This window comes from Halorubrum ejinorense (assembly GCF_055389685.1).
In genome coordinates this window covers 2,153,031-2,179,619 of record NZ_AP043777.1, presented here as the reverse complement: position 1 = coordinate 2,179,619, position 26,589 = coordinate 2,153,031, and the positions used below count along the sequence as shown (strand labels likewise).

Sequence of the window (26,589 nt, the reverse complement as noted above, 5' to 3'; positions counted from 1 at the left end):
CTCAGTCGCGTCTCGAACGCTTCTCACTCGACCGTTTTGCGACCGATGACGGTCTCCATCTCGAGCGCATACAACGAGAACTCGACGTTCGCCACCGCTTCGTCGAACAGTCGGAACGGCGGAAACCACTCGTTCAACGTCGCTTCGCCGACGTCCGACTCCCACTCCCGTACCGGGCCGCGAACGTGGATACTCCACGACTCGTTCGTTGACGCTTCATAGCACACGAACGCCGCGGTGTCGGTGGTCCCGAGGAACCGCCCTTTCTCGCTTTCGTCGTCGTGTCGGCTCACACGGAGGAGCAATCGGTCGCCGTCGTAGTGATAGCTCAGGGGAACCGCGTACGCGTCGTCGCCGTCCGCCAGTCCGAGAATGCCGTGCTCGCCCGCCCGCAGGTACTCGTCGATGTCGGACTCGGTCATTCCACTCGTGTACACGTATTCGGCGTGATCCATGGGGAATCCCACGGAACGTGTGCTGATATAGACTCCCCGCGAACGCGCCGCCGACACGGAAAGCGGTCTGAGCGGTCGGTTAATGACCGCCGGCGACGAACGCGTCGTATGAGAACGATCACGAAGACCCTGCTCGTCGGCGCGGGCGTGGCGTTCGCCGGCTGGGTCGGGTGGGGCGTCTACTCGACGAGGAACACGGAGTCGGTGCCGTACGAACGGCTCCGAGCGCTGGACGGTGCCGAACTCCGCCGCTACCCCGAAACGATCGCCGTCGAGACGACGGCGCCGGACGGGCGCGTCGCCTTCCAGCGACTCTTCGGATACATCTCGGGAGCCAACAGGGCGGAGGAGTCGATCTCGATGACCGCTCCCGTCGAGACGGAGACCGGAGAATCGATATCGATGACGGCACCGGTTCGAACGGAGACGGCCGGGGACGACGCCGGCACGGTCCGTATGGCGTTCTATCTCCCGTCGGAGTACGGCCCCGAAACCGCCCCGGAGCCGACGGAATCGGACGTCGCGCTCGTGACCGAGCCACGGAGGGCGGTGGCCGTGGATCGGTTCTCCTGGTACGCCCCGAACTGGCGGGTCGAACGCCGCGCAAGGAAGCTCCGTTCCACGCTCGAAGCCGAAGGCATCGAACCGATAGGGGACCCCTCCCTCCTCCGGTACAACGACCCGTGGACGCCGCCGTTCATGCGGCGCAACGAACTGGCGGTCGAAGTGGCCGGAGCGGACTGACCCCGACTGGACGCGGCCCGTGGGCCGGACTTATCGGGTAAGCCCCCGTCGGTACGGTCGTGATCGAGTTCCCCAGGGCGGTCTACGACGAGGTCGTCTCCCGGGCGTCCGACGGCGAGGAGGCGGAGGTGTGCGGCGTGCTGGCCGGGACCCGCGGCGACGGGGACGAGCCGAGCGTCGTCGCGCGGGCTCACGAGGCCGAGAACGTCGCGGAGACGCCGCGGACTCGGTACCGGATCGATCCGGCGGAACTGCTCGAACTGATCGACGGGATAGAGGCCGCGGGGCGCGACGTGGTCGGGTTCTACCACTCGCACCCGGCGGGACCGCCCCGGCCGAGCGAGACGGACGCCGAGCGCGCGACGTGGCCGGACCGCTCGTACGTCATCTGCGCGCTGGACGGCCACCCGTTCGTGGGGTCGTGGCGCTGGCGCGCGGGGGATGAGACGTTCGAACAGGAGACGGTCGCCGTGCGGGAGGACGACTGATCCGAAGCGGACTCCCGGAGGAGGGGGGCCGTGCGGGACCGCTCAGATCTCGAAGTCGGGCGTGTCGAACGCGCCCTCGTCGGCCTCGACGTCGTACCCTTCGATGCCCGTGAGCGCCAGGTCGAGCGTCGCCTCGGCGTCCCAGCGGCCGGTGTTGATCGCGAGGTCGTAGATCGAGCGGTCGGACAGGTCGATCCCGTAGTAGGACTTGTAGCGCTGCTCCTCGATGACCTCGCGGACCTGCATCTCGGAGGTCATCTCCTCGCGGTCGGCGGTCCGGTCCGCGCGGACCTCCTCGGGCGCGTCGAGCCAGATCCGAACGTCGGCGCGGTTGCCGGCGATCCAGCCCGCGAGCCGCGACTCCAGCACGAACGCCTTGTTCGCGGCGCCCCACTTCTCGGCGATCCGGCGGAGCCGCCGGTCGAGCGCGCGGTCGATCTCCTCGGACTCGCCGGTCTCGGCGATCAGCTGTGAGAGGCTCATGCCGCGTTCGGCAGCGATCTCGCGGAACAGTTCGCCCCCGGAGACGTAGCCGCAGTCGAGCGCCTCGGCGACGCCCTCGACGAGCGTCGTGGCGCCACAGCCCGGCGGTCCGGAGACGGTGACGAACAGGTTGCGGTCTATCCGTCGCTCGGGCTCCGGCGAGGTTCCGCTCATGCGTCTTGCGGCACGGAAGGCCGTCGGATAAACGGGTCGGTTCCGCGAGATCCGCGGCGCCGACGGACGACGGGTCGGTTCCGCGAGATCCGCGGAGCCGACGGACGACGGGTCGGTTCCGCGAACGTCCGCGGAGCTGACGGACGACGGGTCGGTTCCGAGCGCTCTCGCGGGGGAGCGATCCGCACCGACGCAACCGATTTCCCTCCCCGACCCCACCGATCGGACGTGAGCGAGTCCACGGACCGCGGCGACGAGGCGGCCGCGCGGTCCCTCCTCCGGGACGCCGTCGACCGCGGGGCGGTCGAGAACCCCGACTTCGATCCGGAGACGGTGCCGATAGCCGACGCCGACGTGCTCGCGCGGCTCTCGCCGCCGGTCCGGCGCTGGTGGGTCGAGCGGTTCGGTGAGTACGTCGGGGAGAATGGCGGTTTCTTCACGCCGCCACAGCGCGAGGCGATCCCCCACGTCGACGACGGAGAGAACTGCCTCGTCGCCGCGCCGACGGGCAGCGGGAAGACGCTCGCCTCCTTCCTCTCGGTCCTCGACGACCTCTTCGAGCGAGACCGCGCCGGCGACCTCGACAACTCCGTCTACTGCCTGTACGTCTCGCCGCTGAAGTCGCTCGCGAACGACATCGAGCGTAACCTGGCGACCCCGATCGACGGGATCGGTGAGGCGGTCGCGGCGGTGGAAGCGGGAGGCGAGGAGGCCTCAGGGGACGAGGCCGACGCCTACGAACCCGGCGTCAGGCAGGCGATCCGCCACGGGGACACCTCGAAGGCCGACAGGCAGGCGATGCTCTCGGAGACGCCCCACGTGCTCAACACCACGCCCGAGACGCTCGCGATCCTGCTCAACTCGCCGAAGTTCAAGGAGAAGCTCCGCACCGTCGAGTACGTGATCGTCGACGAGATCCACTCGCTGGCCGCGAACAAGCGCGGGACGCACCTCTCCGTGTCACTGGAGCGACTGACGGAACTGACGCGGACGAGCCCTGAGAGGGACGAGGGAGACGACGAGAAGTCGACAGCGACCGCGCCCCCGGACGCGACCGACGACATCACGCGGATCGGCTGCTCGGCGACCGTCGAACCGCTCGACGGGATCGCCTCGTTCCTCGTCGGCCGCGACCGAGTCTCGGGTGCGCCGGGCGACGCCGACGGCCTCGAAACGCGCCCCTGTGAGGTGGTCGACGCGCGGTTCTCGCGGGAGTTCGACCTCGAACTCAAAACGCCCGCCGCCGACCTGATCCACACCCCGCGGTCGGCGGTGACCGACCGGTTCTACGAGTCGCTCCGCGACCTGATCGAGAGCCACGAGAACACGCTCGTGTTCACGAACTCCCGGTCGGGCGCCGAGCGCACGCTCCAGGAGCTCCGCGAGCGGTTCGACTACGACGAGTCCGACTCGGGCGTCCACCACGGGAGCCTCGGCGAGACCCAGCGGACCCGCGTCGAGGAGGGGCTGAAGGCGGGCGAGCTCGACGTGGTCACCACCTCGACGAGCCTCGAACTCGGCATCGACATGCCACACCTCGACCTGGTGGTCCAGGTCGGGTCGCCGAAGTCCGTCGCGGCGCTGCTCCAGCGCGTCGGCCGCGCGGGCCACAGCCCGGGCGAGACCGTCGAAGGGCGGGTGTTCGCCTTGGACCGCGACGAGCTGATCGAGTGCGCCGCGCTGCTCGCGCGCGCCGAGGAGGGGTTCGTCGACCGGGTGTTCCCGCCCGAGGGCGCCTACGACGTCGCCGCCCAGCAGGTGTACGGGATGGCGATCAACCGGATCCGACCCGACCGCGAGATCCGAGAGGTGCTGCGCCGGGCCCACCCGTACCGCGACTTCGACGAGGGCGACTACGAGCGGCTCATGCGGTACCTCACGGCCGACTACGAGGGACTGGAGTCGAAGAACGTCTACCCGAAGGTGTGGCGCGACGCCAACGACCCGCCGGACGGCGAGCACCACCACCCGGAGTTCCCGGTCGGCGAGACGCTCGTCGGGAAGCGCGGCCGGCTCGCGCGGGTCATCTACATGACGAACGTGGGGACGATACCCGACTCGTTCACCTGCGACGTGTTCACGCGCGACGACGAGTGGGTCGGCACCCTCGACGAGTCGTACCTCGACACCCTGGAGTCCGGCGACGTGTTCGCGCTCGGCGGCGAGCGGTTCGCCTTCCGCTACCGCCGCGGCTCAAAGGTGTACGCCGACCGCACGAGCGAACGGCCCACCGTCCCGTCGTGGTTCGCCGAGCGCCTGCCCCTCTCCGCGGACCTCGCCCGCGAGGTGTTGGCGTTCCAGGCCGAACTCCTTGATCGCCTGACCGGCGACGAGTCGAGTGCTGGCCCCGCCGCGGTCCGCGCGTGGCTCCGCCGGTTCCCCCTCGACGAGAACGCGGTCCGAGCGCTCGCCCGCATGTACGACGAGCAGGTCAAGTACGCGGGGGCGACGGCCGTCTCGACTCCCGACCGCCTCGTCGTCGAGGAGGAGCTCGACCGCAACGAGTACAAGCGGCGGTTCTACGTCCACTCGACGTACGGCCGGCGGTTCAACGACGGGCTCTCGCGGCTCGTCGCCGCCGCGGTCGCGAACCGGACGGACGCCAACGTCGCCGTCGCGGTCGCGGACCGCGGGTTCAGCCTCGCGCTCCCGCTGAACCGCAAGGTCGACGTGGCACGGATTCTGGCCGACCTCGACCCGCTGACGGTCCGGGAGGACCTGCGCGAGGCGGTCCAAGGGACCGACCTCCTCCAGCGGTACTTCCGGATCGACGCCGGGCGTTCGCTGATGATCCTGAAGCGGTACAAGGGGTACGAGAAGTCGGCCGCCGAACAGCAGGTCTCCGCCGAGATGCTCCTGTCGTTCGCGGCCGACCTCGACGAGTTCGCGGTGTTAGAGGAGACGTACCGCGAACTGTTAGAGGACCGGCTCGACGTCGAGGGGATCCGCGAGGTCGTCGGCCGGATCGCCGCGGGCGACCTCGCGGTCGAGCACCGCGTCGTCGACTCGCCGAGCCCGCTCGCGTTCGGGCTGGCGACGCTCGTCGATTCCGACACCGTCATCGCCGACGACGAGTCCGCCGTCCTCCGCGAGTTCCACGCCCGCGTGATGGAGGAGATCGGCGAGACTCCACGGAGCGCAGAGGAGCGGCCCGACCCGACCGATCGAGAAACCGGGTAACCCCGTGATCCGCTGATCCCGAGTCCGATCGCCCGCCGCCGTCGCGGCGCTCGACCGCAACACCGAACACGACGCGGTCCGACGGCCAGAGACATGACGCGCTCGGAGGACTCCGCGAGGGTGCCGTCCCGGCTCCGCCTGCGGTTCGTCGCGGGCGTGGCTCTCGGCGTCCTCGGCCTCGCCGCGCTCTGGCGCCCGTTCGGCACCGAGTGGGTCCTCGCCGCCGTGCCGCCCGGAACGTACCTCACGGCGTACGCGTGGACCAACCTCCCGGCGAACCACCCGCCGGGCGGCGGCGACCCCGGCTCACGGCTCGGCCCGGCGAACGCGGTCACGCTGTTCCGCGGCTCGCTCGCGGCGGTCCTCGCCGGCGCGCTGGTCGCTCCGCCGCCGAACCCGTGGGTGCCGCTCGGACTCTTCGCCGGCGCCGTCGGCCTCGACGCGGTGGACGGAGCGGTCGCCCGCCGCACCCGTGAGACCGTGTTCGGCGCGCGCCTCGACGGCGCGACGGACGCGCTGGCCGTCCTCGTCGGCGCCGCGGTCGCCGTCGCGGTCGGCGCCCTCCCCGCGTGGTATCTCGTCGCCGGCGGCGTCTGGTACGCCTACGCCGGGTCCCTGTGGCGACGGCGACGGAGCGGGGCGCCCGTGTACGAACTCCCGCCGAGCCGGGTCCGCCCGTTCGTCGGGAGCGCGCAGTTCGGCGTCGTCGCGCTCGCGCTGCTCCCGACGGTCGGATCGACGACGCCGGCGTGGCTCGCCGCCGTCGCGGCGCTCGCGCTCGCGACGCTGTTGGCGAGTTTCGCCCGCGACTGGGCCGCCGCGACCGGCCGACTCGGCCGCGACGACCCGCCGATCGCGGCCGGTCGCGGCGCCGACTGACGGAGGCTGCGGCGGATCTCAGTGGTCAGTTCGATACGGGTTCCGTTCTCGGCGGTACGGCTACGACTCCCTGTACAGCAGCACCGCGAGGACGGCGATCAACACGACCTGCGCGACCTTGTCGACCGCGTGGCTCGTCGGGATCGGCGGCACGTCGTTGAGGACCCACCACATGACGATCTGCCCTGCCGTGAAGGGGATTCCCAACGCGTACACCAGGCGTCGGCGGTACCCGGCGAGGACCGCCGCGATGCCGGCCCCGAATCCGATCGCCGCGAAGATGAACAGGATCATGAACGTCCCGCCGAACTGAACGCCGAGGACGACGTGGGCGATAGCGGTCACCGTCGCGGCGAGGATTCCGATCCAGTGGAGGGGAGTCACTCGCGCGCCGGCGGCGCCGGAATCGGAGTATGACATGGACACCCGTAACACGGCCCCGGTCGACTTAGGTCTATTCGTCGCCCGGGCGCCGACCCCGCCGACGGCGGTTCGACCCGTCGGTCTCGCCGGTCGGGCGACCGGCGTCGGTCCTCGCGGGGCTTTATGTCCGATCGGTCCCTGTGATCGGTAATGCCACACCGTCTCAGTCGCCGACCGCGGACGGGTGAGTCGCCGTGAGCGAGGGCGACGCCGGGCACGCGGTGGAGTTCACAGGACCGGAACGAGTCGACGTGGTCCCGATCGACGACCCGGTTCCAGACCCCGACGAGGTGGTCGTGGAGGCGACCGTCTCGGCCGTGAGCGCCGGCTCGGAGCTGCTCGCTTACCGGGGCGACCTCGACCCCGAAACCGTCGCGGACGAGGAACTGTCCGCGCTCGAAGGCGACCTCTCGTACCCGCTCCGGTACGGCTACGCGGTCGTCGGGCGCGTGACCGCGGTCGGCGACGCGGTCGACCCCGAATGGCGCGGCCGCACCGTCTTCGCGTTCAACCCCCACGAGAGCCGGTTCGCCGTCTCCCCGGACGGGCTCCGCCCGGTCCCGGAGGGGTTCGACCCGAAGACGGCGACCCTGTTCGCGAACGCCGAGACCGCGGTCACTCTCGCCGTCGACACCGCTCCTCGACTCGGCGAGCGCGTGGCGGTGTTCGGTCAGGGCGTCGTCGGACTGCTCACGACGGCGCTGCTGGCTCGGAGCGGCGCCGAGACAGTCGTCGCGGTCGAGCCCCGAGACGACCGCCGGGCGCTCGCGAGCGAGTTCGGCGCCGACGCGACCGTCGACCCGAGCCGACACGACGCGCGGGCGGGCGTCGTCGAGGCGGTCCGCGACCGAACCGGGGGCGTCGACCTCGCGGTCGAGGTCTCCGGCCGGCCCGAGACACTGGAGACCGCGGTCGAGAGCGTCCGCTTCGACGGCGACGTGGTCGTGGGATCGTGGTACGGCACGAAGCGCGCCGACCTCGGCTTCGGCGACCACTTCCACCGCGGCCGGGTGACCGTCCGGAGCAGTCAGGTCACCACCATCGCCCCGGAGCTACGCGGGCGCTGGGACCGAGAGCGCCGCCGCGAGACGGCCTGGCGCGAACTCCGCCGACTCGACGACGACCTCGACGTCACCGACCGCCTCGTCACCGACCGCGTCCCCGTGGCCGACGCGCCGACCGCGTATCGGCGGCTCGCCGACGAGCGCGAACCCACCATCCAACTCCTCTTCACCTACTGATGTACGAACTCACCGTCAGCGAGACGTTCGTCGCACAGCACTTCCTCACCGTGCCGAACCCGCCCGCCGACGAGGCGACGCTCCACTCCCACACCTTCACCGCGGAGGCGACGTTCAGCGGACCGGAACTCGGCGAGTACGGCTATCTGCTCGACATCGACCTCGCGCGCGAAACCCTGGCCGACGCGGCCGACGACTACCGCGACGAGACCCTCAACGACCGGCTCGACGGCAATCCGAGCACCGAGCGGCTGGCGCGCGCGCTGTTCGAGGCGCTCGCCGACATCGACGCCCCGGCCGCGACGGAGCTGACCGTTACGGTCCGTGAAGACGACGTCGCGAGCGTCTCGTACGCCGGCGAGCTGCGGTGACCGCGGGATGCGCGTCGCCCTCGTGCTCGCCGGCGACATCGAGTCCGAGTCCGGCGGCTTCTACTACGACCGCCGGCTCCGCGACCGGCTCCGCGAGCGCGGTCACGCGGTTGAAGTATTCTCGCTGCCGCGCGGATCGTACCGCCGACGCCTCGCGGCGAACGTCGGCGCTCGTCGACTCGCGGACCCGCTCTCCGCGTTCGACGTGGTCGTGGAGGACGGGCTGGCACACCCCTCGGTGCTCGCCCTCAACCGCCGGCTCCGGGTCCCGGCCGTCGCGCTCGTCCACATGATCGCCGAGCGCGCGCGGGCGGCGCGGAGCGGGGTAGCGCGAAGCGGGGCAGCGGGCGGCGGCGTCCGGGCCGAGTTGGGTCGTCGCGGCGTCGCGGCGATCGAACGCCGGTTCTTCCGCGGGGTCGACGCCGCGGCGTACAACGCTGAGACGACGCGGCGGGACGCGGCCGCCCTCGGGGGGCCGGAGCGGAGCGTGGTCGCGCCGCCCGCGGGCGACCGATTCGAGCCGACGGTCACGGAGGCGGAGATCCGAGAGCGAGCGCGCTCGGGGCCGCTGGAGGTGACGTTCCTCGGCAACGTCGTCCCCCGCAAGGGCCTCGACGCGCTCGTCGACGGCGCGGCGCGACTCGGCGGCGGCGAGGTCGACTGGCGCCTGACGGTCGTCGGCGACAGGACCGTTGCCCCCGGTCACGCGGAGGCCGCTTCCGAGGCGGTGACCGCCGCGGGCGTCGACGACCGAGTCCGCTTCGCCGGTCGACTCGACGACGCGGCGGTCGCGAAGCGGCTCCGCGAGAGCCACGTGCTGGCGGTGCCCTCGCGGTACGAGCCGTTCGGAATGGTGTACTTAGAGGCGATGGGCTTCGGCTGCGTCCCGATCGCGACGACCGCGGGCGGGGCCGGAGAGTTCGTCCGCGACGGCGAGTCGGGGGTCCTCGTCCCGCCCGGCGACCCCGCGGCCGTCGCTCGGGCGCTCCGGGATCTCGACGACCGCGATCGGCTCGCCGAGATGGGTGCCGCCGCGCGCCGCGACTACGAGGCGTGGCCGAGCTGGCCCGAGACGTTGGACCGCGTCGTCGACTTCCTGAAGCGAGTGGCCGGCGGCGAGGAGGCCGGGGGTGAACACGCGTGACGGACCACGCGACCTACCTCGACGCGAAGCGCGCGCTCGACGACCGCTCGCTGAACCGCGAGGTGCTCGACCGGTTCGCGAGCGAGCTCCCGCCCGAGCCGGAGATACTCGAAGTCGGCGCCGGCACGGCGACGATGGTCGAGCGCTTCGGCGAGTGGGACGTGATCGAGGGCGGTCGGTGGGTCGCCGTCGACGCCCACGAGGAGGCGCTCGCCGCGGGGGAGGCACGCGTCGGCGACGCGGTCGGCGATATCGACGTCGAGTACCGAGTCGCCGACGCCTTCGAGTTCGCGAGCGACGCGGCGGCCGGGGGGCGACGGTTCGACGCCGTGGTCGGCTGCGCGTTCTTCGACGTGGTCGACGCGGCTCCGGCGGTCGACGCCCTCGCCGAAGTTGCCCCGCTCGCGTACGCGCCGATCACCTACGACGGCGAGACCCGCTTCGCCCCGCCGGACCCCGACGAGGAGGCGGTCGTCGACCGCTACCACCGACACATGCGCGAGTACCGCCCCGGCGGCCCGGACGGCGCGGCGGCGCTGGCGCGGGAGGCGACGGTGATCGCGCAGGGCCCGTCTCCGTGGGTGATCGAACCGCCGTACGAGTCCGGTGAGCGAACGGTGCTCGCACACCTGCTCGACACGGTCGAGGGCGCGGTCGGCGAGACGGGCTTCGACGCGAGCGACTGGGCGGCGCGGCGGCGACGGGCGCTGGAGGCGGGCCGGCTCCGCTACGAGGCGGCGAACCGCGACCTGCTGGTTCGGTTGGACTGACGGCGGCGCGTGGGGCGGTCGACGTCGCGGCTCACGGGAGGACCGGATCGGTCGGGATCGGCTCCGGCAGTCCCTCCAAGACGAGCGTCGTGTAGTGGAGGAACACCGCCAGCGCCGCGACGGAGAGTAACAGGAGGAAGAACAGCACCAGTCGCTCGTCGCTCCGGACGATGGCGGCGGTGTCCGCGACGAACTGCGTCCGCGTGCGACGATCGGTCATCGGACCGACGGTGGGGCCGCAGTCGATTAAAAGTAGTCGATGGCGGGGTCGTGACCGACGCTCAGTCGTCCGAGGGCGACGGTCGGGACCGGCCGAGGGGCTCGCCGTCGACGGGCTCGTCGGGGTTCGCGTCGACGGCGGCGTCTGAGAGGCCGAGCTGCGCGTCGACGTCGACGTCCTCGCGCACGTGGACGGTGCCGCGGTGGACCGCGATGGCGTCCGCGAGGTGGAGCCGGACCGCGTCGAGTAACACCTCGGCCTCCAGCGGCTGCCCGCGGCGCTTGATCTCGTCGACGTCGGCGTTCGGCGGCACGTCGAAGGCGCGCTGGGCGATGACCGGCCCCTGATCGAGGTCGGTCGTGACGTAGTGGGCCGTGACGCCCGCGATACGGACGCCGGCGTCCTTCGCCTGCCGGTACGCCTCGGCGCCCGGGAACGCCGGGAGCAGCGAGGGGTGGACGTTGACGATCCGCCCCTCGTACCGGAAGACGACCTCCGGCGAGAGGATGCGCATGTACCGGGCCAGAGCGATCAGGTCCACCTCGTACTCGGCGAGGAGGTCGAGGAGCCGGCCCTCGTCGGTGTTGCCGTTGCCGTCGCCGACGTCGTAGAAGGGCTTGTCGTAGCGTTCCGCGAGCGACCGCAGGTCGCCGCGGTTCCCGATGACGACCGGGATCTCCGCGTCCTCGCCGTCGTCGGCGAGTTCGTCGTTGGCCTCGGCCTCCAGGAGGGCCTCCGGCGCGTGGGTCTCCTTCGTCACGAGCAGCGCGACGCGGCGCGCGTCGCGGTCGCTCGGGAACCGCACCTGGATGTCGACGTCGAGTTCGCGCCCGAGCTCGGCGAGCGCGCGGCGGAGTTCGCCGCGGGACGTTTCCATCTCGGACGCGTCTACGCGCATCGTCATCCGGAAGACGCCCTCGCGGACCGCCTGATCGAGGTCCTCGATGTTGATTCCCCGCTCGAACAGCAGGGAGGTGACCCGCGCGATGAGTCCGGTCTTGTCTCCTCCGACGACCGTGATCTCGGTCAGTTCGCGGGTCATGCGACGATCACCTCCGCGGGTTCGACGGGCTGCATACACCCATCAGAGCAGTCGGAGGGTTTTGCCCCTTTCGTTCCGCGCGGTCCCTGCCTCCCGCACGGTCGACCGATCTATATCCACGAACGTGGGCATAAACGCCGTTCCAAAACGGTTTTTACACACGACTCCGCACCACAATCCATGACCGCATACACGGCGACGGTGACGGTCCGACTGAAGCGGGGCGTCCTCGACCCGGAAGCCGAGACGACCCAGCAGGCCCTCGAACGGCTCGGGTTCGATCTGTCCGACCTCCGCTCGGCGGACCGCTTCGAGGTGGACCTCGACGCCGCCGACGCCGACGAGGCGGCCGCGCGCGCCGACGAGATGGCCGAGCGGCTGCTCGCGAACCCGACGATCCACGACTACGACGTGGCGGTCGCGGAGCGATGACGGTATCCGTCGTCCAATTCGGCGGCTCGAACTGCGATCGCGACGCGGTCCGAGCGTTGAACCACCTCGGCGTCGACGCCGAGCGCGTCTGGCACGCGGACGGCCTCCCGGACGACGCCGACGGGATCGTGCTTCCCGGCGGCTTCTCCTACGGCGACTACCTGCGGGCCGGCGCGATGGCGGCCCGCGACCCGATCATGGAGGAGGTGCGCGAGGCGGCCGACGACGGCGTCCCCGTGATCGGGGTCTGTAACGGCGCGCAGATCGGCTCTGAGTCCGGTCTGACGCCCGGCGCGTTCACCACGAACGCCTCCGCGCGCTTCCAGTGTGAGCCGGTTCACCTGCGCGTCGAGCGCGCCGACACCCCGTGGACCGCCGCCTACGACGAGGGCGACGTGATCGAGATCCCGATCGCCCACGGCGAGGGGCGCTTCGAGATCGGCGCGGACGCACACGACGACCTCCTCGACGACGACAGGGTCCTCTTCCGCTACTGCGACGCCGAGGGGAACGTCACCGACGCCGCGAACCCGAACGGCTCCACGGACAACGTCGCCGGCGTCCTCGGCGAGCGCGAGACGGTCGCCGTGTTGATGCCCCACCCCGAGCGCGCCACCCTCACCGACCTCGGCCGGAGCACGGACGGCGCGGGGATCCTCGAAGCGTTCGCCTGACCGATCCGGTAGCCCGTCGCCCGCGGCCCTCCGGATCGCCGCGTCACCGCTCGCGTGCCGGCTCGGAGCGCGCACGGCGGTCCGACCCGACCTCGCCGAGCCCGCTCTCCGTCCCGCCCGTCTCCTCCGAGAGTTCGCGTTCCAGCGCCCGTTCGAACTCGGCTTCCGTGAGTTCGCCCTCGGCGTACCGTCGCTTCAGCCGTTCGACCGGGTCCTCGTCGGACTCGGCGTCCGCCGTCTCGTCGCTCGCGTCCTCGGCGAGCGCGCGGATCCCGAAGGCGCCGAACACGAGCAGCGCCGCGACGGCGAAGAGCGCGAGCAGCGGGAAGAGGAACGTCCAGACGCCCATCCCGCCCATCATCCCGGCGCCGCCCATCATCGCCCCACCCCTCCGTTCCCGCCTCGGGGCCTACCGATACCGAACTCGTCGCCGGCGAACCCGTCACCGGCGAACCCGTCGCCGACCCGGTTCGGTCTCGTAAACACAGTCATGGGAAGTAGTTACACGTCTACACATAAGTACGCACGGCTCGTTCGCGGGCGGTGAGAGGTCCCGTCGACCCGGGCGACTTTTTCCGCCGGCGCCCGTCGGTACGAGTATGCAGGCGCGCCACATCGACCACGTGAACCTTCGGATACCCGAGGACGGCGTCGGCGAGGCCCGCGAGTTCTACGGCGAGAAACTCGGCTTCGGCATCGAGGACGCGCTGTACGCGGCCGACGAGAAGCCCTTCTTCGACGTGCGGCTCTCGGCGACCGCGGTGATCCACCTGTGGCCGACCGAGTCGTTCGAGGCGCCGTCGAAGACGAACTACGACCACGTCGCGGTCGTCGTCGAGGAGTCCGTCGACGAGGTGGCGGCCGAACTCGCCGACGCCGGCGTCGAGGTCGAGAAGACGCTCGAGTCGCCGCTGGGCGCCACCGGGGAGGCCGGAGCGGTGTACGTCCGCGACCCGTTCGGCTATCGGGTGGAACTGAAAGCGCGGGTGTGAACGGAGGCCGAATCGGCTGCGACCGGCCTCAGTCGTCGGTGCTGTCGCTCCCCGTCACCGCCTGCTCCTCGGCGGCTCGCAGCCGGCGTTCGGCGCGGTCGCGGTCCTCGGGATAGCCGACGTCGATCCGCCAGCCGTCCATGGGGATCGCGTCGATGGTCCGACCGGACTCCAACAGGAGGTCGATGGTGTCCGGCAGTTCGTACTCGCCGCGGTCGGACGGCTGGACGAGGTGACAGGCGTGGAAGATCGCGGGCGAGAACGTGTAAAATCCCGTCATCACTAGGTTCGAGGGCGGGTCGTCCGGCTTCTCGACCACCTCGACGATCTCTCCGTCCTCGGTGGTCTCACAGACGCCGTACCGGGAGGCCTCCTCGATGGGCACCTCCTCGACGAGGAAGGCCGCGTCCACGTCGCCGCGACGCTGTCGGTCGATGACGTCCCCGAGGTTGGCGTCGAAGACGTTGTCACCGAGCATCAGGGCGAACTCTTCGTCGACGTACGGCTCGGCCTGTAAGAGCGCGTGTGCGAGGCCCAGCTGCTCGGGCTGGTGGGCGTACGTGATCGACGCGCCTCGGAACCCGTCCCCGTAGCGGTCGATGATCTGGTGTTTCCGGTGGCCGACGACCACGACGAACTCCGAGATACCGACCTCGAGAAGCTGTTCGAAGACGTGCTCCAACAGCGGACGCCCGGCCACCTCGACGAGCGCCTTGGGGCGGTCGTCCGTCAGCGGCTTGAGACGCGTGCCTTTCCCGGCCGCGAGGATGACTGCTTTCATACGCCTCACTGGCCGGAACACGACCTAAAGTATGAGCGGCTTATTCGACCGTAGCGGCGGTATACCGCCGGATTACCTCGAACACGAACGGACGAGCTACAGCCGCACCCGCGGCGGGTCCCCGGTGTGCGATCCGTCGCGGCGACCGTCTCGCTCTCCCCTTCGTCTCGGCGACCGGTGTCTCGGCTCCCGCTAGTCTGTCGGGACGGAGTCGTGTCGGCGCATCCCGCGAACGCGGCCGGCGGCCCGCGCCAGCGTTCCGGCGCCGTTTAGCAGGGCCGACCGCACCGGGAACCCGAGGTAGTTCGTCGGCGTGATCGCGTCGCCGAGGATCGTCAACCACTGCTCCCGGTCGCTGCGTCCCTGCTTGGCCCACAGGTACGGTTGCTCGACCTCCTGTCGGTACGTCTTCCGCAGGTAGTCCGACACCGAGTCGGCGTACGGGTGATCGACCACCAACTCCGGATCGTAGTAGATCGGCGAGACCGTGAGCACCCGCTCCGCGAGCTCGACCTCCTCGTGACCCCACGGGATCGCCTCGTCCCACCCGCCGATCTCGTCGAACACCGATCGGTGGACCCCCATGTTACAGCCCCAAAAGCGCGTGACGTAGCGCGGCTCGTCGCCGAAGTCGTAGTGGTTGGTGAGCTTCCCGGCGAAGATGTCGTCGCGGGGATGGACCGTCCTGCCCGCGACGGCGGACTCCGTCTCGAACACCTCGGACATCCGGGAGAGATAGCCGTCGCGCGGCCGCGAGTCGTCGTCGAGAAAGACCAGTTTGCCGGACTCCGCGCGCTCGATACCGGCGTTCCGCGCCGACGTGGCCGTCGGTTCGTTCTGGAGACAGACCTCGTAGTCCGAAAAGGAGTTGGAGGCCAAGTGGTCGAGACATTCGACCTCGTCCGGCGGTTTCAGCGTGGGGATAATGACACTGATGTCCGTCATGTCCCACGGAACGGGGGTCCGCGGTTTCGTTATAGATCACTTACCTTCCGGGTCACTCTCTCTTCCGGGCCGCCAGTTCCCGGACCCGTCGAGCGGACCGCCGCCGAATCGGGCGACGCAACGCCGACCGTCGTCGGCTCATGCGGTCGGACCCCCGGTATCGCGTCGCGGTCGACGCCGAGTCGCGTCGCGGTCGACGCCGAGTCGCGTCGCGGTCGACGCCGAGTCGCGTCCGAAGCGACGCCGAGTCGCGTCCGAAGACGACGCCGAGTCGCGTCCGAAGTGACGCCGAGTCGCACGGCGGCGCCGCGACGACCGAGGCGGTGTGACCCCCGAAACAGCCGCCGTACGGGGGTCCGCGCGGCGTCGTCACCGGTAGTCGACGGATAACAAAACTGATCTCGGTGGAGGGGACGGACATGGACAACGAAGCCCCGTTCAGTCGGCCGCTCGCCGGCTCGGGCGGTGCCTGCGACGACGGTGATCGACAGTACGGCCGTGCGTCCGAGGCGGACGCCCCACGGGGGCGGTCGGCGCCAGATCGAGGGCCGCAATGAGCCTCGTCGGCGGGGTCGACGCCGACGCCGACGGCGACGAGGAAGCGGTCTCGGCGTCGAGTTCGACCGAGCCGACGGTCGCGTCTTCGACGGCGGTGCTCGTCGTCGGTCCGGCGGGATACCGGACGGAGGGGACGGGAGGAATTAGCCGCTACATCGCGGAACAGCGGCGCTACCTCGAGGACCGCGTGTCGCTCGACGTCGTCGACACCGCCGTGCGAACCCCCGAGCGACCGCTCGAGTACCTCCGGGCCGCGGTGACCGCCCTCCTGACGTGGCTCGGGTTCCTCGCGCGCCGGCGGCCCGACGTCGTCCACGTCCATACCTCCCACTCGTTCTCGTTTTACATCTCGGCGCCGTACGTGCTCGTCGCCGGGCTGTTGTGGCGGCGACCGGTGATCCTCCACGTCCACGGATCGTCGTTCGACGCGTTCATCGAGGACGCCTCGGCGCCGGCCGCCCGCTTCCAACAGACGGTGTTCGACGCCTGTACCGCGGTCGTCGCCCTCTCTGAGCACTGGCGAGAGGTCCTCTCGGCCCGCGTCCCGCCGGAGCGTATCGTCGTGCTCCCCAACGCCGTCGACCCGGAGGAGTACGACCCCGATCCCGTCGCCGACCCGCCACACCTCGTCTTCGTCTCTAACCATATCGAGCGGAAAGGGATCGTCGAGGTGACGCGGGCCATCGACGAACTCCAGGACGCCGGGGTCCGGTTCCGGGCGACGATCGCCGGGAGCGGTCCGCTTTCGGACCACGCCGAGGCCGTCGCCGACGCGCACGACGGGGTCGAGTACGCGGGGTTCGTGTCCGAGGCGCGGAAGCGCGACCTCCTCAGCGAGGGGAGCGTCTACGTCCTCCCGACGCGCGCGGAGGGACTGCCGATAGCCGTCCTGGAGGCGATGGCCGGGGCGAACGCGATCGTCTCGACCGACGTCGGGGGGATCCCATCCATCGTCGACGACGCGAACGGCGCCCTCGTCTCTCCCGGGGACGAGCCCGCGCTGACCGACGCCCTCGAGGAGCTGCTCGCGGACCCGGAGAGGACGGAGCGGATGGGCCGGGTCAGTCGCCGTCGCATCGAGGAGTCGTACGCGTGGCCCGACGTCGTCGACGAGCTCCTCTCGCTGTACGCACGGGCGCTCGACGACGACGGCGGCGAGTGATCGCGAACCCCCGCCGAGGGCGCCGCGTCCGTCGGACCGTCGGCGAGAAGGGTGGTCCTGTGTGGAGGTATGAGCCGTATAATAATCAACACGGGTCCTGTCGGTGAGAGGTATGCGAAACCACCCTTCCGATGGCGTCGTCCGGCGGGTACGCGATGAGCGAGGGGCCGCGTCCGTCCCTCCGAACGTGTCGGAGGGTGAACCCGAGCGGCGGGCGCTCCGGTTCGGAGCGAAGGCCCTCGTCACGAGCGACGGTCGGGTCCTCCTCATCAAGGAACGCCACGAGGACGGCTCGCCGTTCTGGACCCTCCCGGGCGGCGGCGTCGAGTCCGGAGAGTCGTTCACGGCGTGTCTCGACCGCGAGATCCGCGAGGAGATCCGGTGTCGCGCGTCCGTCGGCGAACGCGTCGGCGGCTGTGTCTACCACCACACGAGCCGGCCGGCCACGACCGTCTACGCCGTGTTCGACGCGTCGCTTCGATCCGAGCCCGAACCTAACCCGGCTGAGAGCATTCTCGACTACGCCTGGCTGGAGCCGACCGACCTCCTGTCGACGACGCTCGACCCCGTCCGGCGGTTCGTCGAGCGAACGGTGGCGGAGACGGACGGAGAACGGTGACGCCGCCACCGACCGACAAAATGACAGAAACTCGGGAAAACGGATTGAGTCAGGACGAGCTGTTCAGTCTCCTCAGCAATCCGCGACGACGATTCATTCTCCAGTACCTGAACAGGAACAGGGAGGGCATCCGGCTGCAGGCCCTCGCCACTGAGGTCGCGGCCTGGGAGAACGAGACGGACCCGGACGACCTGACCGACAAGCAGGAGAAACGGCTGTACGTCTCCCTCCACCAGACGCACATACCGAAGCTCGAAGAGGCGGGCATCGTCGAGTACGACGGTGACTCGGGGGAGATCCGGCTCACCGACCGGGGCACCGACGTCAACCGCTACCTCGACGCGGACGCCCCCGGAGGCGAAGAACCCCGCCAGTGGGGGCGGTACTACCTCTTGATCGCGCTGTTCGGAGTCGTCGTGTTCGGGCTGGTCACGCTCGGCGACGGGTCGGTCGGCCAGACCGGAGTGATAGTGATCGGCGTCGCGTGGGCGCTCCTGGTCGCGCTCGCACTCTACCAGTACGTCGGAACCGAGCGCGGCGGGAATTGAGCCGGACCGCCCGCGAGTTCGCCGGCCGCTTCGGCCGGTCGAGGCTCCGAGGGCCCTCCTCACTTCGATCGATCGACCGACCGAGGCAGCGGTAAGCCGGGCTTTCCGTCGCGAAGCCAGAGCGCCACGGTCCCACAGAGGAGGAGCCCTTCGAGCAGGAAATACGTCCGGCCCATCTCCCCGCCGAGGAGGGCCCGGCTGTCCAACAGCAGCTGCCACGTCTTCGCGCCGAGCCCCGGCGCTGGCGACACGGGCCTCGTGTAGAGCGGCCAGAGGAACGACGGGAGGATCGGCGGACGGCTGAACAGGGAGGCGAAGAGGAGGTCTCCGAAGACGTGGCTGCCGTAGCCGACCGCGACGCCGGCACCCAGCTCCGGCCGACCCTTGTATCGGAGTGCGACGCCGACGACGAGCGCCGCGGGAACGCCGACGAGCAGGGAATGCGCGACGCCGATACCGTTACTCAAGAGCCCGAACTGCCACGCCAGCGGCTTGTCGATGAGGTCGGGGAGCTGCGTGGCGACCGCGAGCGCGATCGCTGCCCTGTCGCTCGGCGGACGGCGAAACACGACCCGGACGAACGCCGAGAACGCGACGTACCCGACCGCGAGGTGACCCCACGGCCACATCTCACTCACCGCCCGCCGACGAGGGTTGGACGTCGAACCAGACGTACGTCGTCCGGTAGGCCGTGTCCGCGGTCGGGTTCTCGGGCGGATCGCCCCGATAGAGGTGTGTCACGAAACGGACGTTCTCACCGGTGAACGACGCCTGGAACTCCTCGGACTCGCGCCAGCTCTCCCCCTGTCCCAGCTCGAAGGCGTACTGGTCTATCCGGCGCTTGTCGGTGACGACGACGGAGCGACCGTCGACCTGAACGCGTTGGAGCTCCGTGACGACCGTGTACTCGACCGTCCGGTGCTCGTCGTTCGTCACCCCGACGGTGATGGCCGCCGACTCACCTTCGGTCAGCGAGTCGGGATACTCGTTCGCGACGAGTCGTCCGTCCTGTTCGGTCAACAGGTGGAGGTCCGTCGCCGTCTCCCCGTCCGCGGGAACGGTCACCGCCACGCCGAGCGTCGCGACCGCGATGACCACACTCACCGCGAGGATAGCGGTCGTCGGAGTCAGCTCTCCGAAGAGGCGCCTCGACGACGCCGTGGTCCCGGCGCGACTTCCGGCCGCTCCGCTCCGGTGTCCGCTGACCCCTCCGGAGCGACGGGCGCGACGGACGAGCGTGGCCGCGGCGCCGACGACGACGTACCCGGCGACGAGCCCGACGAGCCCCCACGCGGACAGCGCCCCGGCCGCGAGGTAGACGACGATGGCGAGCAGCGGCAGGACCGCCAGACTGCCCCCCACCGAGAGCGCGAACCGCTCGACGACGGTGGCGAACGTCCACGGCTCGCGCTCTCGCTCGGCGTACGCGAACGTCGCCGTCACGTACCCGGGAAGCACGAAGAGGAGGAGCACGGCGGGCGGGAGTCGGACCACGCCGGTCGTTCCGATCGCGATCGCCACGACCGAGACCGCGACCAGCCCGCCGACCGCGAGGAGGTCGCGGCTCTCGAAGAGCTCGTCGGCTATCGAACTCATCGCTGTCCGGAGCCCGAGCGGTCGGCCCTGAGACGCGAGTCGTCGACGTCGACCGATCCGACCGCGTCGGGCCGCTCCGTCCGCGCCGAGCGACTGCGTCGCGACGCGACCGGTGCGGGATGGCGATCACTCATTCGTGGGTACCTCTCTCGAGTCGGTATATCGTTATGGAGGGCATATCCCGGCCGTCGGGTTCGGGCTCCGGAGGCTGCTCGAGTCGGTAAGTTCGAGTTACCGCCGGACGCCGCGCGGATCCGCGTCGTCCGGAGCGGAGCGTCCGCGTCGCCGTGGAGGCGCTCCGACCGGAATAAACGATCTCCACGCCTTATGCCCGTACGACCGATAGGGAGTCCGATGGAGAACGAGCGGAACGAAGACCCAACCGACGACTGGGACCAGATCGGGTTCATAATCAGTTCGAAGTACCGAACGGCGGTGCTCGAACAGCTCGTCGACGGCCCGTCGATCCCCTCGTCTATCGCGTCCCGAACCGGTCTCCCGATCACTCACGTCTCGCGGGCGCTGCGCTCCCTGCGCGAACGCTCGCTCGTCGAACTGCTCGTCTCGAAGGACAAACGCAAGGGCCGCATCTACGGCGTCACGGAGAAGGGGAAGCGGCTCTGGAACCGGATCGAGGCCGAAGGGCTAGTCGAGTGACCGCGTCGCCGGCCCGACCGCGCTCGCCGTCCGCTCCGTACCCCCCGTCCGCTCATTACTCCCCGTTGGCCTCTTATCCGCCGCCCGGCGGGTCCGCCTCCCGGTCGTCGAGGTCGTTCGCGGACGCCTCGTCCGAGATGTCGACGAAGTAGACGGTCAGTTCGCCGTTGTCCCTGACTTTGCCCACGTCGGGCTGGGCCGCGACGGCCTCGAAACTCAGCGCGGAGTACCGAAGTTCCCGGTAGGCGGTCACCTCCCGTTGCCTGTCGGCCTCGGCCACCATGAAGTAGTGGTCGCGCCTGACGATCTCTTCGGGATGGTTCGCGTAGAACCCGGGCAAGTCGTCAAGCATCGCCTCTTCCGGTACCGGAGCGCTCTTTTTCACGGCGGGGTTCACCTGCCGTTCCCACGGCGCCGAGGCCGCACCGTACAGTGCGACCTCGTACCGGTCGGACGTGCTGCGCACCCCGCCGAACCACACCGGCGACCCGCTCGACTGGCTCGCGAACGCCTGTTCGTAGCCGTCCATCTCGCCCTCAGAGACGTGCGAGCCCGGGAGGTAGATGAACGGTGACGGGAAGAACGTCGCCAGCGACAGCGACAGGACGAGCACGACGACCGCGACCGCCGCGATCGTCTTGCCGTCGGGGAGGACTGCCGCGATCCGCCGTCCGGCCGACCGGCCTCCGGGCTCGACCCACGGGTAGTTGACGTCGCCGACGGGCGACTCGTCGTCGAGCAGGTACCGGACGCCGACCGCCCCGAAGATCGTGGCGAGCACCATCAGGAACCCGACGTGGCGGAACAGGTACGTCGAGATGGACCCCACGAAGTGCGCCGCGAAGAAGGGGAACAACAGCAGACACCCGCCGAAGAACAACACGATGACGTCCTTCGCGGTGTCGGGCGTCGACCGCATCGACCCGCCCGCGTCCAAGGGACCGAGGTAGCCGGTCAGCCGCCCCACTACGACCCCCGCCGCGAGCAGCGAGTAGACGGCCGCGACGCCGAACAGCTTGACGAACAGCTCCTGGACGCTCACTCCGATCGACGAGGCGGACTCGCTTTGCCGCTCCACGCGCGGCGTCGTGCTGCCGTCGCCGGTGACGAAGTCGCTCACCGACTCTATCATCGCCTCCGCCGTGTTGATGAACTGCCAGTCGTGCGTGGCGACCCAAACCGTGAACACCACCACGAGAAGCACCGTCTGGAGCGTGAGCAGCCGGTACCCGGCCAGCGGATTGTTCGGGCGGAACCGCCGGTACCCGTGTTGTGCGACCGACATCCCGGTGAGGAGGAACAGGACGTTCAACGCGACCTGGGGGTGAAACAACAAGAGGCTGATCAGGACCGGTGGCAGGAGGTAGCTCGTCGGCACCGGTTGCCGCACCCCAACGCCGAGCGCGGCGGTGTCGTCGAATCCGAACCCGGCCCGATCGACCGTGCCGCGTCCGTCGGCGACGCGCTCGACGAGCCGCTCGCGTCCGTCGCCGCCGACCAGGTGCGAGAACACCAGATACAGCACGAAGGGAACGAACAGCATTCCGATCGAGTACGTGTGGAAGTGGAGGTGAGTGCTGACGTTGTTTATCGGCAGGAGGAGGAACGCGGAGAACGCGCCGACCCCGAGCGCACGGCGGTCGGGGATCAGAAACCAGACGCAAAGCGCGACGCCGGCGAAGAACATCAGCGTGTACGTCCACATGACGAACATCATGGCCCTCGTGACCTCCACGGCGGCGACCTTCGCGAGCCCCGCGGCGATGAGGTGGCTCCCGGGGTAAAACAGCTGAAGCGGGTCGTTCCCGACGCTGATCGACCGCGCGAGTCCGAGGTGGACCAGCGAGTCCGCCCGGCCGTAGAAGTGGTAGCCGCGGATCAGCGGGAGTCCGGCGACCGTCGCGGCCCCGAGTCCCGCGAGCGACACCGCGGGGACGAGGTACCCCTCGCGGGACAGGAAGACGGCGACAGAGACCACGGCCACGACCGCGAGCGCCGCCCAGGTCGCCACCGGCGTCGCCGCGTACACCGATATCTCGTAGCCCGTCGCCGGCGCGGCGTAAGCGGCCGCGACCGCCGCCGCGAGCGCGAGGTAACCGACCGCGAGCGCCGCTTCGGTGACCTGTCCGTCATCTCGATGGGCGGGCGTCCTCACGCCGTCTCACTCCGTGTGGGGTCTCGCGGTCCGCGGGCCGCCCGCAGACCGACGGACCCGACGCGCTGTCGAACGAACACTACCCTATCGTGCCCCCTGCCGGCTTTTGTTATACATCGGTTACCGGCCCCGGAGACGGCAACCGCCCCCGACCGCCGGTCGCAGGCGCGGTAAGCGAGCCATTACAATCGGATCGGCGCCCCACTCGACCGTACATGCGTTTCGTCTTCTTCGCCAACACACCCGCCCACGTTCACCTGTACAAACACGCCGTCGACCGGCTCGAACGGGCCGGTCACGACGTGCTCGTCATGGGTCGGGACTACGGCTGTACGGTGGCGCTGCTCGACCGGTACGAGCTCCCGTACCGCCTCTACGGCTCCTGCGGAACGACGAAGGGGTCGCTGTTCCGCAATCTCCCGGGACACTACGCCCGTATCGTTCCCGCGGTCCGGGCCTTCGATCCGGACGTGATCTTCGGGGTCGGCGCGTACGCGGCCCACGCCGGGGTGGTCACCGGGGCCCCGGCGGTGCTGGTCCTCGACTCGGAGCCCACGTCGCTCGATCACGCGGTCTCTCGGCCGTTCGCCTCGGCGTTCCTCACTCCCCACACCTTCGGGAAGGACCTCGGGGAGAACCACTACCAGTTCCACGGCTTCTGTGAGACGGCGTACCTCCACCCGGACACCTTCCGGCCGAATCCGGGCATCCGCGAGCCCCTCGGCCTCGAGCCCGACGAGGAGTTCGTCCTGCTGCGGTTCAACGCGTTCGGCTCGCACCACGACGTCGGCCAGTCCGGGTTCTCTCCCGACCAGCGGCGGCGACTGATCGAGACGTTCGCCGACCACGCCGCGGTGTTCGTCTCCGACGAGGGCGGGACGCTGGACCTCGATTCGCTCCCCGCCCGCGAGTTCGACGTTCACCCCGCGCTGCTTCACGACGCGCTGTCCGCGGCGCGGCTCGTCGTCACCGACACGCAGACGGTGTGTACCGAGGCCGCCCTGCTCGGGACGCCGGTCGTCCGATCGAACTCCTTCGTCGGGGACGGCGACATGGGGAACTTCACCGAGCTGGAGCGACAGGACCTGGTCGTCAACACCGCGGACTTCGAGACGGTGATCTCCACGGGCGTCGACGTCCTCCTCGACGAGTCGATCGGCGAGGCGTGGCGGCGGCGGCGGAACGAGTACGTCGGCGGCCTCGTTGACCTCACGGACGTGATCGTCGCGGTCGCCCAGGCGGGCGGCGGGACGGCCGTCGCGGGGCTCGAACGGTGGCGCGGCGAGACCGAGCGACGGCGGTCCGACCGGTCGACGCCCCTCACGGAGGAGTCGACGTGACGGCGTCCGACATCGGACCGGTCGGCGACGACGGTCTCGACCGCGGAGCGGAATTCGACGCCCGCACCGGACGCCCCGGGAGCGAGGGCGGTCCTCCCGCGCCGATAGAGACCGGCAGACGCCGCGACGACGCGCACCGCGTCACCGACGACGCGGTCGCGGACGTGCTGTCGGAGACGCTGAGGTACGCGAGAGAGCGCGACTACACCGGTTGGGACTACTTCGACGGGATGAGCAGTCGCGTCAGGCGGGCGCTCCCGTTCGAGACCAAGTGGACGAACATCCTGATTCAGGAGGGGATCAAGCGGGCGCCGGTCAACCTCCGGCCGCTCATGCTGGTGGAACAGCGGCAGAGCTTCAAGGGGACCGCGCTGTTCGTGCTGGCCAACCGGAGCGCGCGCGACCACCTCGGCGACGACCTGTACCGCCGCGAGGCCGACCGGCTGTCGACGTGGCTCGTCGAGAATCAGAGCCGCGGGTACGAGGGGTTCTGTGGCGGTCACCAGCACGCGACGCAGGGGCTCGACGACCGGTTGGCCGCGAAACACCCCGGGGTCGTCTCGACCGGCTACGCGGTGCGGGCGCTGCTGTCCGCGAGCGAGACCGATGTCGACTTGGCCGACGGCGAGTCCGAGGCCGACTTCGACGACGGCGAGTCCGAGGCCGACTTCGACGACGGCGCCGCCGGCGGGAGCTTCGCGTCGGTCGCCGAGTCCGCCCTCCCGTTCGTGCTCGACGAGCTCAATTACCGTGAGTCGGACGGCACGGCGAGGATCGACTACCACGCGAGCGTCGAGGCGGGCGAGACGCCGATCATCAACTCGAACGCGCTCGGCGCACGGCTTCTCATGGACCTCCACGAGCGTCGCCCCCGACCGGAACTCCGCGACCGGGCGGAGCGCATCCTCGACTACGTGGCGGGCCTCCAGGCCGACATCGGCGGGTGGTACTACACCGACCCGCCGTCGGCGTCACACCTCTCGATGGACAACCACCACAACGGCTTCATCGTGGAATCGTTCCTCCGATACCGGGAGGTGACGGGCTCGACCCGGTACGACGACACGCTGCGGCGCGGCCTCGAGTTCTATCGCGAGACGCTGTTCGAGCCGTCCGGGGCGCCGAACTGGGACGAGACGAGCGCCTACCCGAAGGACATCCACGCCGCGGCGGAGGGGATCGCGCTGTTCAGCGCGGCCGGCGACACGGCGTTCGCGTCCCGTATCATCGACTGGACGCTCTCGAACCTCTACGCCGGTGACGGCCGGTTCTACTACCAGAAGCGCCGGTTCTACACCAAACGGTTCACGCTGATGCGGTGGTGTCAGGCGTGGATGGCCTTCGCGCTCGGCGAGTACCTAGACGCCCGTGAGCGAGGGCGCGAACGGGACGAGCGATAGCGGTCGACGGCGCGACCGCGCTTCGCCGCCGCTCAGTCGTCCGCCGCGTCGGCGAGCTTCGCCTCGATGGCCGAGACGGTCAGATCGGCCGCGTCGCCGCCGCCGTACAACTCGGGCTTCGGCGGGAGTTCCGACCGGTCGAACAGCGCGCGGGAGATCCGGTCGGGGTTGCCCCCGACCAGCGCGTTCCAGCCGGCCTCGACGGTCTCGATCCACTCCGTCTCGTCGCGGAGCGTGACGCAGGGCGTGTCGAGGTAGAACGCCTCCTTCTGGACGCCGCCGGAGTCGGTTGCGACCTTCGACGCGTTCGAGAGCAGTTGGAGGAACTCGACGTAGCCGACCGGGTCGACGAGGCGTATCTCCTCCGCGGCGCGGTCGTACAGCCCGTGCTCCCGGAGCGCGTTCTCCGTCCGCGGGTGAAGCGGCAGGACGACCGGGATGTCGACCCCGGTCAGGCCGTCGAGGATGCCCGCCAACCGGTCCGGGTCGTCGGTGTTCGACGCCCGGTGGACCGTCGCCAACACGTACTCGTCCGGGCGGAGTCCCGAGATCGGTAGGGGGGTCGACTCGTCGAGCACTCGGTCCCGAACGGCGAGGACCGCGTCGTACATCACGTCGCCGGTCACGACGACCTCGCCTCTGGCGTTGTCCTCGCGGAGGGTCTCCGCGGCGTTCTCGCCCGGAGTCAAAAGGAGGTCGGAGCAGTGGTCGGTGAGGACGCGGTTCACCTCCTCCGGCATCGACCACTTCCCGCTGCGGAGGCCCGCCTCGACGTGCGCGAGCATCGGCTCGCGCTTGGCCGCGACCAGCGCGGCCGCGAGCGTCGAGTTCGTGTCCCCGTAGACGAGCACGACGTCGGGCGACTCCGCGTCGAGCACCTCGTCTATCAGGCGCATCATCTCGGCGGTCTGCGGGGCGTGGTCCCCCGAGCCGACGCCGAGGTTGTACTCCGGTTCGGGGATGTCCAACTCCTCGAAGAAGACGCCCGAGAGCTCCTCGTCGTAGTGTTGGCCCGTGTGGATCAGCACCTCCTCGTGGTCCGCGCGCAGCCGTCGGGAGACCGGGAACGCCTTGACGAACTGCGGTCGCGCGCCGACCACCGAACAGACCCGCACG

The 26,589-nt window shown here is 70.1% G+C and carries 30 protein-coding genes; 17 read left to right on the top strand and 13 right to left on the bottom strand.

Translation table 11 applies throughout. From position 1 onward, the window contains the following. Positions 1 to 23: 23 nt before the first annotated feature. Complete coding sequence (locus ACZ5KW_RS12265; protein WP_343776789.1) at positions 24 to 455, bottom strand: pyridoxamine 5'-phosphate oxidase family protein; 432 nt, start codon at positions 453 to 455, stop codon at positions 24 to 26. Positions 456 to 563: 108 nt separating this feature from the next. Here ACZ5KW_RS12265 and ACZ5KW_RS12260 point away from each other — a divergent pair, with 108 nt between their 5' ends. Next, positions 564 to 1,199, top strand: a complete 636-nt coding sequence (locus tag ACZ5KW_RS12260; RefSeq protein WP_343776788.1) for an SOUL family heme-binding protein — start codon at positions 564 to 566, stop codon at positions 1,197 to 1,199. A gap of 59 nt (positions 1,200 to 1,258) precedes the next feature. Beyond that, a complete protein-coding gene (locus tag ACZ5KW_RS12255; protein WP_343776786.1) occupies positions 1,259 to 1,687 on the top strand; it encodes a desampylase in 429 nt (142 codons plus the stop codon). A gap of 42 nt (positions 1,688 to 1,729) precedes the next feature. Here ACZ5KW_RS12255 and cmk read toward each other — a convergent pair whose 3' ends face one another. Further along, on the bottom strand, positions 1,730 to 2,344 hold the full coding sequence (gene cmk, locus ACZ5KW_RS12250; RefSeq protein ID WP_343776784.1) for a (d)CMP kinase: 615 nt from the start codon (positions 2,342 to 2,344) through the stop codon (positions 1,730 to 1,732). Between the two features lie 228 nt (positions 2,345 to 2,572). Here cmk and ACZ5KW_RS12245 point away from each other — a divergent pair, with 228 nt between their 5' ends. Both ACZ5KW_RS12245 and ACZ5KW_RS12240 read left to right on the top strand, forming a co-directional pair. Continuing rightward, positions 2,573 to 5,524 (top strand): ATP-dependent helicase, encoded by a 2,952-nt coding sequence (locus ACZ5KW_RS12245; RefSeq protein WP_343776783.1) that lies wholly within the window; start codon positions 2,573 to 2,575, stop codon positions 5,522 to 5,524. Between the two features lie 93 nt (positions 5,525 to 5,617). Further along, on the top strand, positions 5,618 to 6,403 hold the full coding sequence (locus ACZ5KW_RS12240; RefSeq protein ID WP_343776781.1) for a CDP-alcohol phosphatidyltransferase family protein: 786 nt from the start codon (positions 5,618 to 5,620) through the stop codon (positions 6,401 to 6,403). A 60-nt stretch (positions 6,404 to 6,463) separates the two neighbouring features. On the opposite strand, the gene ACZ5KW_RS12235 is transcribed toward ACZ5KW_RS12240, so the two are convergent. Continuing rightward, positions 6,464 to 6,823, bottom strand: a complete 360-nt coding sequence (locus ACZ5KW_RS12235) for a DUF7475 family protein (protein ID WP_343776780.1) — start codon at positions 6,821 to 6,823, stop codon at positions 6,464 to 6,466. A 197-nt stretch (positions 6,824 to 7,020) separates the two neighbouring features. Here ACZ5KW_RS12235 and ACZ5KW_RS12230 point away from each other — a divergent pair, with 197 nt between their 5' ends. The 4 genes from ACZ5KW_RS12230 to ACZ5KW_RS12215 are packed head-to-tail and all read left to right on the top strand — an operon-like array spanning position 7,021 to position 10,352. Further along, the gene (locus ACZ5KW_RS12230; RefSeq protein WP_343776778.1) at positions 7,021 to 8,067 is read left to right on the top strand and encodes a zinc-dependent alcohol dehydrogenase; all 1,047 of its coding nucleotides are present in this window, start codon (positions 7,021 to 7,023) and stop codon (positions 8,065 to 8,067) included. Continuing rightward, on the top strand, positions 8,067 to 8,438 hold the full coding sequence (locus ACZ5KW_RS12225; RefSeq protein WP_343776776.1) for a 6-pyruvoyl trahydropterin synthase family protein: 372 nt from the start codon (positions 8,067 to 8,069) through the stop codon (positions 8,436 to 8,438). Before ACZ5KW_RS12230 ends, ACZ5KW_RS12225 begins: the two co-directional genes overlap by 1 nt. A gap of 7 nt (positions 8,439 to 8,445) precedes the next feature. Then, positions 8,446 to 9,582 carry a glycosyltransferase family 4 protein gene (locus ACZ5KW_RS12220; RefSeq protein WP_343776774.1) on the top strand — a complete coding sequence of 379 codons (1,137 nt, stop codon included), beginning with the start codon at positions 8,446 to 8,448 and terminating at the stop codon, positions 9,580 to 9,582. Beyond that, positions 9,579 to 10,352 (top strand): class I SAM-dependent methyltransferase, encoded by a 774-nt coding sequence (locus tag ACZ5KW_RS12215; protein WP_343776772.1) that lies wholly within the window; start codon positions 9,579 to 9,581, stop codon positions 10,350 to 10,352. Before ACZ5KW_RS12220 ends, ACZ5KW_RS12215 begins: the two co-directional genes overlap by 4 nt. Before the next feature lie 31 nt (positions 10,353 to 10,383). On the opposite strand, the gene ACZ5KW_RS12210 is transcribed toward ACZ5KW_RS12215, so the two are convergent. Together ACZ5KW_RS12210 and ACZ5KW_RS12205 are read right to left on the bottom strand one after the other, a co-directional pair. Further along, complete coding sequence (locus ACZ5KW_RS12210) at positions 10,384 to 10,572, bottom strand: hypothetical protein (RefSeq protein WP_343776770.1); 189 nt, start codon at positions 10,570 to 10,572, stop codon at positions 10,384 to 10,386. A gap of 61 nt (positions 10,573 to 10,633) precedes the next feature. Further along, a complete protein-coding gene (locus ACZ5KW_RS12205) occupies positions 10,634 to 11,614 on the bottom strand; it encodes a formyltetrahydrofolate deformylase (RefSeq protein ID WP_343776768.1) in 981 nt (326 codons plus the stop codon). A 180-nt stretch (positions 11,615 to 11,794) separates the two neighbouring features. On the opposite strand from ACZ5KW_RS12205, the gene purS reads away from it, so the two are divergent. Then, a complete protein-coding gene (purS, locus tag ACZ5KW_RS12200) occupies positions 11,795 to 12,046 on the top strand; it encodes a phosphoribosylformylglycinamidine synthase subunit PurS (protein WP_343776766.1) in 252 nt (83 codons plus the stop codon). After that, positions 12,043 to 12,720, top strand: a complete 678-nt coding sequence (gene purQ, locus ACZ5KW_RS12195; RefSeq protein WP_343776764.1) for a phosphoribosylformylglycinamidine synthase I — start codon at positions 12,043 to 12,045, stop codon at positions 12,718 to 12,720. Before purS ends, purQ begins: the two co-directional genes overlap by 4 nt. Positions 12,721 to 12,763: 43 nt before the next feature. Here purQ and ACZ5KW_RS12190 read toward each other — a convergent pair whose 3' ends face one another. After that, entirely contained in the window at positions 12,764 to 13,099 is a 336-nt protein-coding gene (locus tag ACZ5KW_RS12190) for an SHOCT domain-containing protein (protein WP_343776762.1), read from the bottom strand. A gap of 220 nt (positions 13,100 to 13,319) precedes the next feature. Between ACZ5KW_RS12190 and ACZ5KW_RS12185 the strand changes: the two genes are divergently transcribed. Beyond that, positions 13,320 to 13,712: a VOC family protein gene (locus ACZ5KW_RS12185; RefSeq protein WP_343776760.1), complete on the top strand. Its 393-nt coding sequence runs from the start codon at positions 13,320 to 13,322 to the stop codon at positions 13,710 to 13,712. Positions 13,713 to 13,740: 28 nt separating this feature from the next. Here ACZ5KW_RS12185 and aglF read toward each other — a convergent pair whose 3' ends face one another. Both aglF and ACZ5KW_RS12175 read right to left on the bottom strand, forming a co-directional pair. Beyond that, positions 13,741 to 14,493 carry a UTP--glucose-1-phosphate uridylyltransferase AglF gene (gene aglF, locus ACZ5KW_RS12180; protein WP_343776758.1) on the bottom strand — a complete coding sequence of 251 codons (753 nt, stop codon included), beginning with the start codon at positions 14,491 to 14,493 and terminating at the stop codon, positions 13,741 to 13,743. 192 nt (positions 14,494 to 14,685) lie between these two features. Then, positions 14,686 to 15,438: a glycosyltransferase family 2 protein gene (locus ACZ5KW_RS12175; RefSeq protein ID WP_343776756.1), complete on the bottom strand. Its 753-nt coding sequence runs from the start codon at positions 15,436 to 15,438 to the stop codon at positions 14,686 to 14,688. A 553-nt stretch (positions 15,439 to 15,991) separates the two neighbouring features. Here ACZ5KW_RS12175 and ACZ5KW_RS12170 point away from each other — a divergent pair. From ACZ5KW_RS12170 to ACZ5KW_RS12160, 3 genes are all read left to right on the top strand, one after another. Beyond that, positions 15,992 to 17,158 (top strand): glycosyltransferase family 4 protein, encoded by a 1,167-nt coding sequence (locus tag ACZ5KW_RS12170; protein ID WP_343776754.1) that lies wholly within the window; start codon positions 15,992 to 15,994, stop codon positions 17,156 to 17,158. Between the two features lie 187 nt (positions 17,159 to 17,345). Next, complete coding sequence (locus ACZ5KW_RS12165; RefSeq protein ID WP_371152868.1) at positions 17,346 to 17,777, top strand: NUDIX hydrolase; 432 nt, start codon at positions 17,346 to 17,348, stop codon at positions 17,775 to 17,777. A gap of 44 nt (positions 17,778 to 17,821) precedes the next feature. Beyond that, positions 17,822 to 18,325 carry a DUF7344 domain-containing protein gene (locus ACZ5KW_RS12160; RefSeq protein ID WP_343776751.1) on the top strand — a complete coding sequence of 168 codons (504 nt, stop codon included), beginning with the start codon at positions 17,822 to 17,824 and terminating at the stop codon, positions 18,323 to 18,325. A gap of 59 nt (positions 18,326 to 18,384) precedes the next feature. Here ACZ5KW_RS12160 and ACZ5KW_RS12155 read toward each other — a convergent pair whose 3' ends face one another. The 3 genes from ACZ5KW_RS12155 to ACZ5KW_RS12145 are packed head-to-tail and all read right to left on the bottom strand — an operon-like array spanning position 18,385 to position 20,055. Then, complete coding sequence (locus ACZ5KW_RS12155; RefSeq protein ID WP_343776986.1) at positions 18,385 to 18,954, bottom strand: metal-dependent hydrolase; 570 nt, start codon at positions 18,952 to 18,954, stop codon at positions 18,385 to 18,387. 1 nt (position 18,955) lies between these two features. Next, the gene (locus tag ACZ5KW_RS12150; RefSeq protein ID WP_343776749.1) at positions 18,956 to 19,921 is read right to left on the bottom strand and encodes a DUF1616 domain-containing protein; all 966 of its coding nucleotides are present in this window, start codon (positions 19,919 to 19,921) and stop codon (positions 18,956 to 18,958) included. After that, positions 19,918 to 20,055, bottom strand: a complete 138-nt coding sequence (locus tag ACZ5KW_RS12145) for a hypothetical protein (protein WP_343776747.1) — start codon at positions 20,053 to 20,055, stop codon at positions 19,918 to 19,920. The genes ACZ5KW_RS12150 and ACZ5KW_RS12145 overlap by 4 nt, the downstream gene beginning before the upstream one ends. A 220-nt stretch (positions 20,056 to 20,275) precedes the next feature. Here ACZ5KW_RS12145 and ACZ5KW_RS12140 point away from each other — a divergent pair, with 220 nt between their 5' ends. Continuing rightward, complete coding sequence (locus tag ACZ5KW_RS12140) at positions 20,276 to 20,578, top strand: winged helix-turn-helix domain-containing protein (protein ID WP_343776745.1); 303 nt, start codon at positions 20,276 to 20,278, stop codon at positions 20,576 to 20,578. A 73-nt stretch (positions 20,579 to 20,651) separates the two neighbouring features. On the opposite strand, the gene ACZ5KW_RS12135 is transcribed toward ACZ5KW_RS12140, so the two are convergent. Continuing rightward, complete coding sequence (locus ACZ5KW_RS12135; protein ID WP_343776743.1) at positions 20,652 to 22,733, bottom strand: hypothetical protein; 2,082 nt, start codon at positions 22,731 to 22,733, stop codon at positions 20,652 to 20,654. A gap of 215 nt (positions 22,734 to 22,948) precedes the next feature. Here ACZ5KW_RS12135 and ACZ5KW_RS12130 point away from each other — a divergent pair, with 215 nt between their 5' ends. Both ACZ5KW_RS12130 and ACZ5KW_RS12125 read left to right on the top strand, forming a co-directional pair. Continuing rightward, the gene (locus ACZ5KW_RS12130) at positions 22,949 to 24,073 is read left to right on the top strand and encodes a DUF354 domain-containing protein (RefSeq protein WP_343776741.1); all 1,125 of its coding nucleotides are present in this window, start codon (positions 22,949 to 22,951) and stop codon (positions 24,071 to 24,073) included. Continuing rightward, on the top strand, positions 24,070 to 25,473 hold the full coding sequence (locus tag ACZ5KW_RS12125) for an antibiotic ABC transporter permease (RefSeq protein WP_343776739.1): 1,404 nt from the start codon (positions 24,070 to 24,072) through the stop codon (positions 25,471 to 25,473). The genes ACZ5KW_RS12130 and ACZ5KW_RS12125 overlap by 4 nt, the downstream gene beginning before the upstream one ends. 32 nt (positions 25,474 to 25,505) lie before the next feature. Here the strand turns inward: ACZ5KW_RS12125 and wecB are convergent, their stop codons facing one another. Beyond that, entirely contained in the window at positions 25,506 to 26,588 is a 1,083-nt protein-coding gene (gene wecB / locus ACZ5KW_RS12120; RefSeq protein WP_343776737.1) for a non-hydrolyzing UDP-N-acetylglucosamine 2-epimerase, read from the bottom strand. Position 26,589: the final 1 nt, after the last annotated feature.

Excerpts from the sequence above, each read along its gene's own strand:
- ACZ5KW_RS12265 (WP_343776789.1), bottom strand. The coding sequence starts at position 455 with ATGGATCACGCCGAATACGTGTACACGAGTGGAATGACCGAGTCCGAC.
- ACZ5KW_RS12260 (WP_343776788.1), top strand. The coding sequence starts at position 564 with ATGAGAACGATCACGAAGACCCTGCTCGTCGGCGCGGGCGTGGCGTTC.
- cmk (WP_343776784.1), bottom strand. The coding sequence starts at position 2,344 with ATGAGCGGAACCTCGCCGGAGCCCGAGCGACGGATAGACCGCAACCTG.
- ACZ5KW_RS12240 (WP_343776781.1), top strand. The coding sequence starts at position 5,618 with ATGACGCGCTCGGAGGACTCCGCGAGGGTGCCGTCCCGGCTCCGCCTG.
- ACZ5KW_RS12235 (WP_343776780.1), bottom strand. The coding sequence starts at position 6,823 with ATGTCATACTCCGATTCCGGCGCCGCCGGCGCGCGAGTGACTCCCCTC.
- ACZ5KW_RS12225 (WP_343776776.1), top strand. The coding sequence starts at position 8,067 with ATGTACGAACTCACCGTCAGCGAGACGTTCGTCGCACAGCACTTCCTC.
- ACZ5KW_RS12220 (WP_343776774.1), top strand. The coding sequence starts at position 8,446 with ATGCGCGTCGCCCTCGTGCTCGCCGGCGACATCGAGTCCGAGTCCGGC.
- ACZ5KW_RS12210 (WP_343776770.1), bottom strand. The coding sequence starts at position 10,572 with ATGACCGATCGTCGCACGCGGACGCAGTTCGTCGCGGACACCGCCGCC.
- ACZ5KW_RS12205 (WP_343776768.1), bottom strand. The coding sequence starts at position 11,614 with ATGACCCGCGAACTGACCGAGATCACGGTCGTCGGAGGAGACAAGACC.
- purS (WP_343776766.1), top strand. The coding sequence starts at position 11,795 with ATGACCGCATACACGGCGACGGTGACGGTCCGACTGAAGCGGGGCGTC.
- purQ (WP_343776764.1), top strand. The coding sequence starts at position 12,043 with ATGACGGTATCCGTCGTCCAATTCGGCGGCTCGAACTGCGATCGCGAC.
- ACZ5KW_RS12190 (WP_343776762.1), bottom strand. The coding sequence starts at position 13,099 with ATGATGGGCGGCGCCGGGATGATGGGCGGGATGGGCGTCTGGACGTTC.
- ACZ5KW_RS12185 (WP_343776760.1), top strand. The coding sequence starts at position 13,320 with ATGCAGGCGCGCCACATCGACCACGTGAACCTTCGGATACCCGAGGAC.
- aglF (WP_343776758.1), bottom strand. The coding sequence starts at position 14,493 with ATGAAAGCAGTCATCCTCGCGGCCGGGAAAGGCACGCGTCTCAAGCCG.
- ACZ5KW_RS12175 (WP_343776756.1), bottom strand. The coding sequence starts at position 15,438 with ATGACGGACATCAGTGTCATTATCCCCACGCTGAAACCGCCGGACGAG.
- ACZ5KW_RS12170 (WP_343776754.1), top strand. The coding sequence starts at position 15,992 with ATGAGCCTCGTCGGCGGGGTCGACGCCGACGCCGACGGCGACGAGGAA.
- ACZ5KW_RS12155 (WP_343776986.1), bottom strand. The coding sequence starts at position 18,954 with ATGTGGCCGTGGGGTCACCTCGCGGTCGGGTACGTCGCGTTCTCGGCG.
- ACZ5KW_RS12150 (WP_343776749.1), bottom strand. The coding sequence starts at position 19,921 with ATGAGTTCGATAGCCGACGAGCTCTTCGAGAGCCGCGACCTCCTCGCG.
- ACZ5KW_RS12145 (WP_343776747.1), bottom strand. The coding sequence starts at position 20,055 with ATGAGTGATCGCCATCCCGCACCGGTCGCGTCGCGACGCAGTCGCTCG.
- ACZ5KW_RS12140 (WP_343776745.1), top strand. The coding sequence starts at position 20,276 with ATGGAGAACGAGCGGAACGAAGACCCAACCGACGACTGGGACCAGATC.
- ACZ5KW_RS12130 (WP_343776741.1), top strand. The coding sequence starts at position 22,949 with ATGCGTTTCGTCTTCTTCGCCAACACACCCGCCCACGTTCACCTGTAC.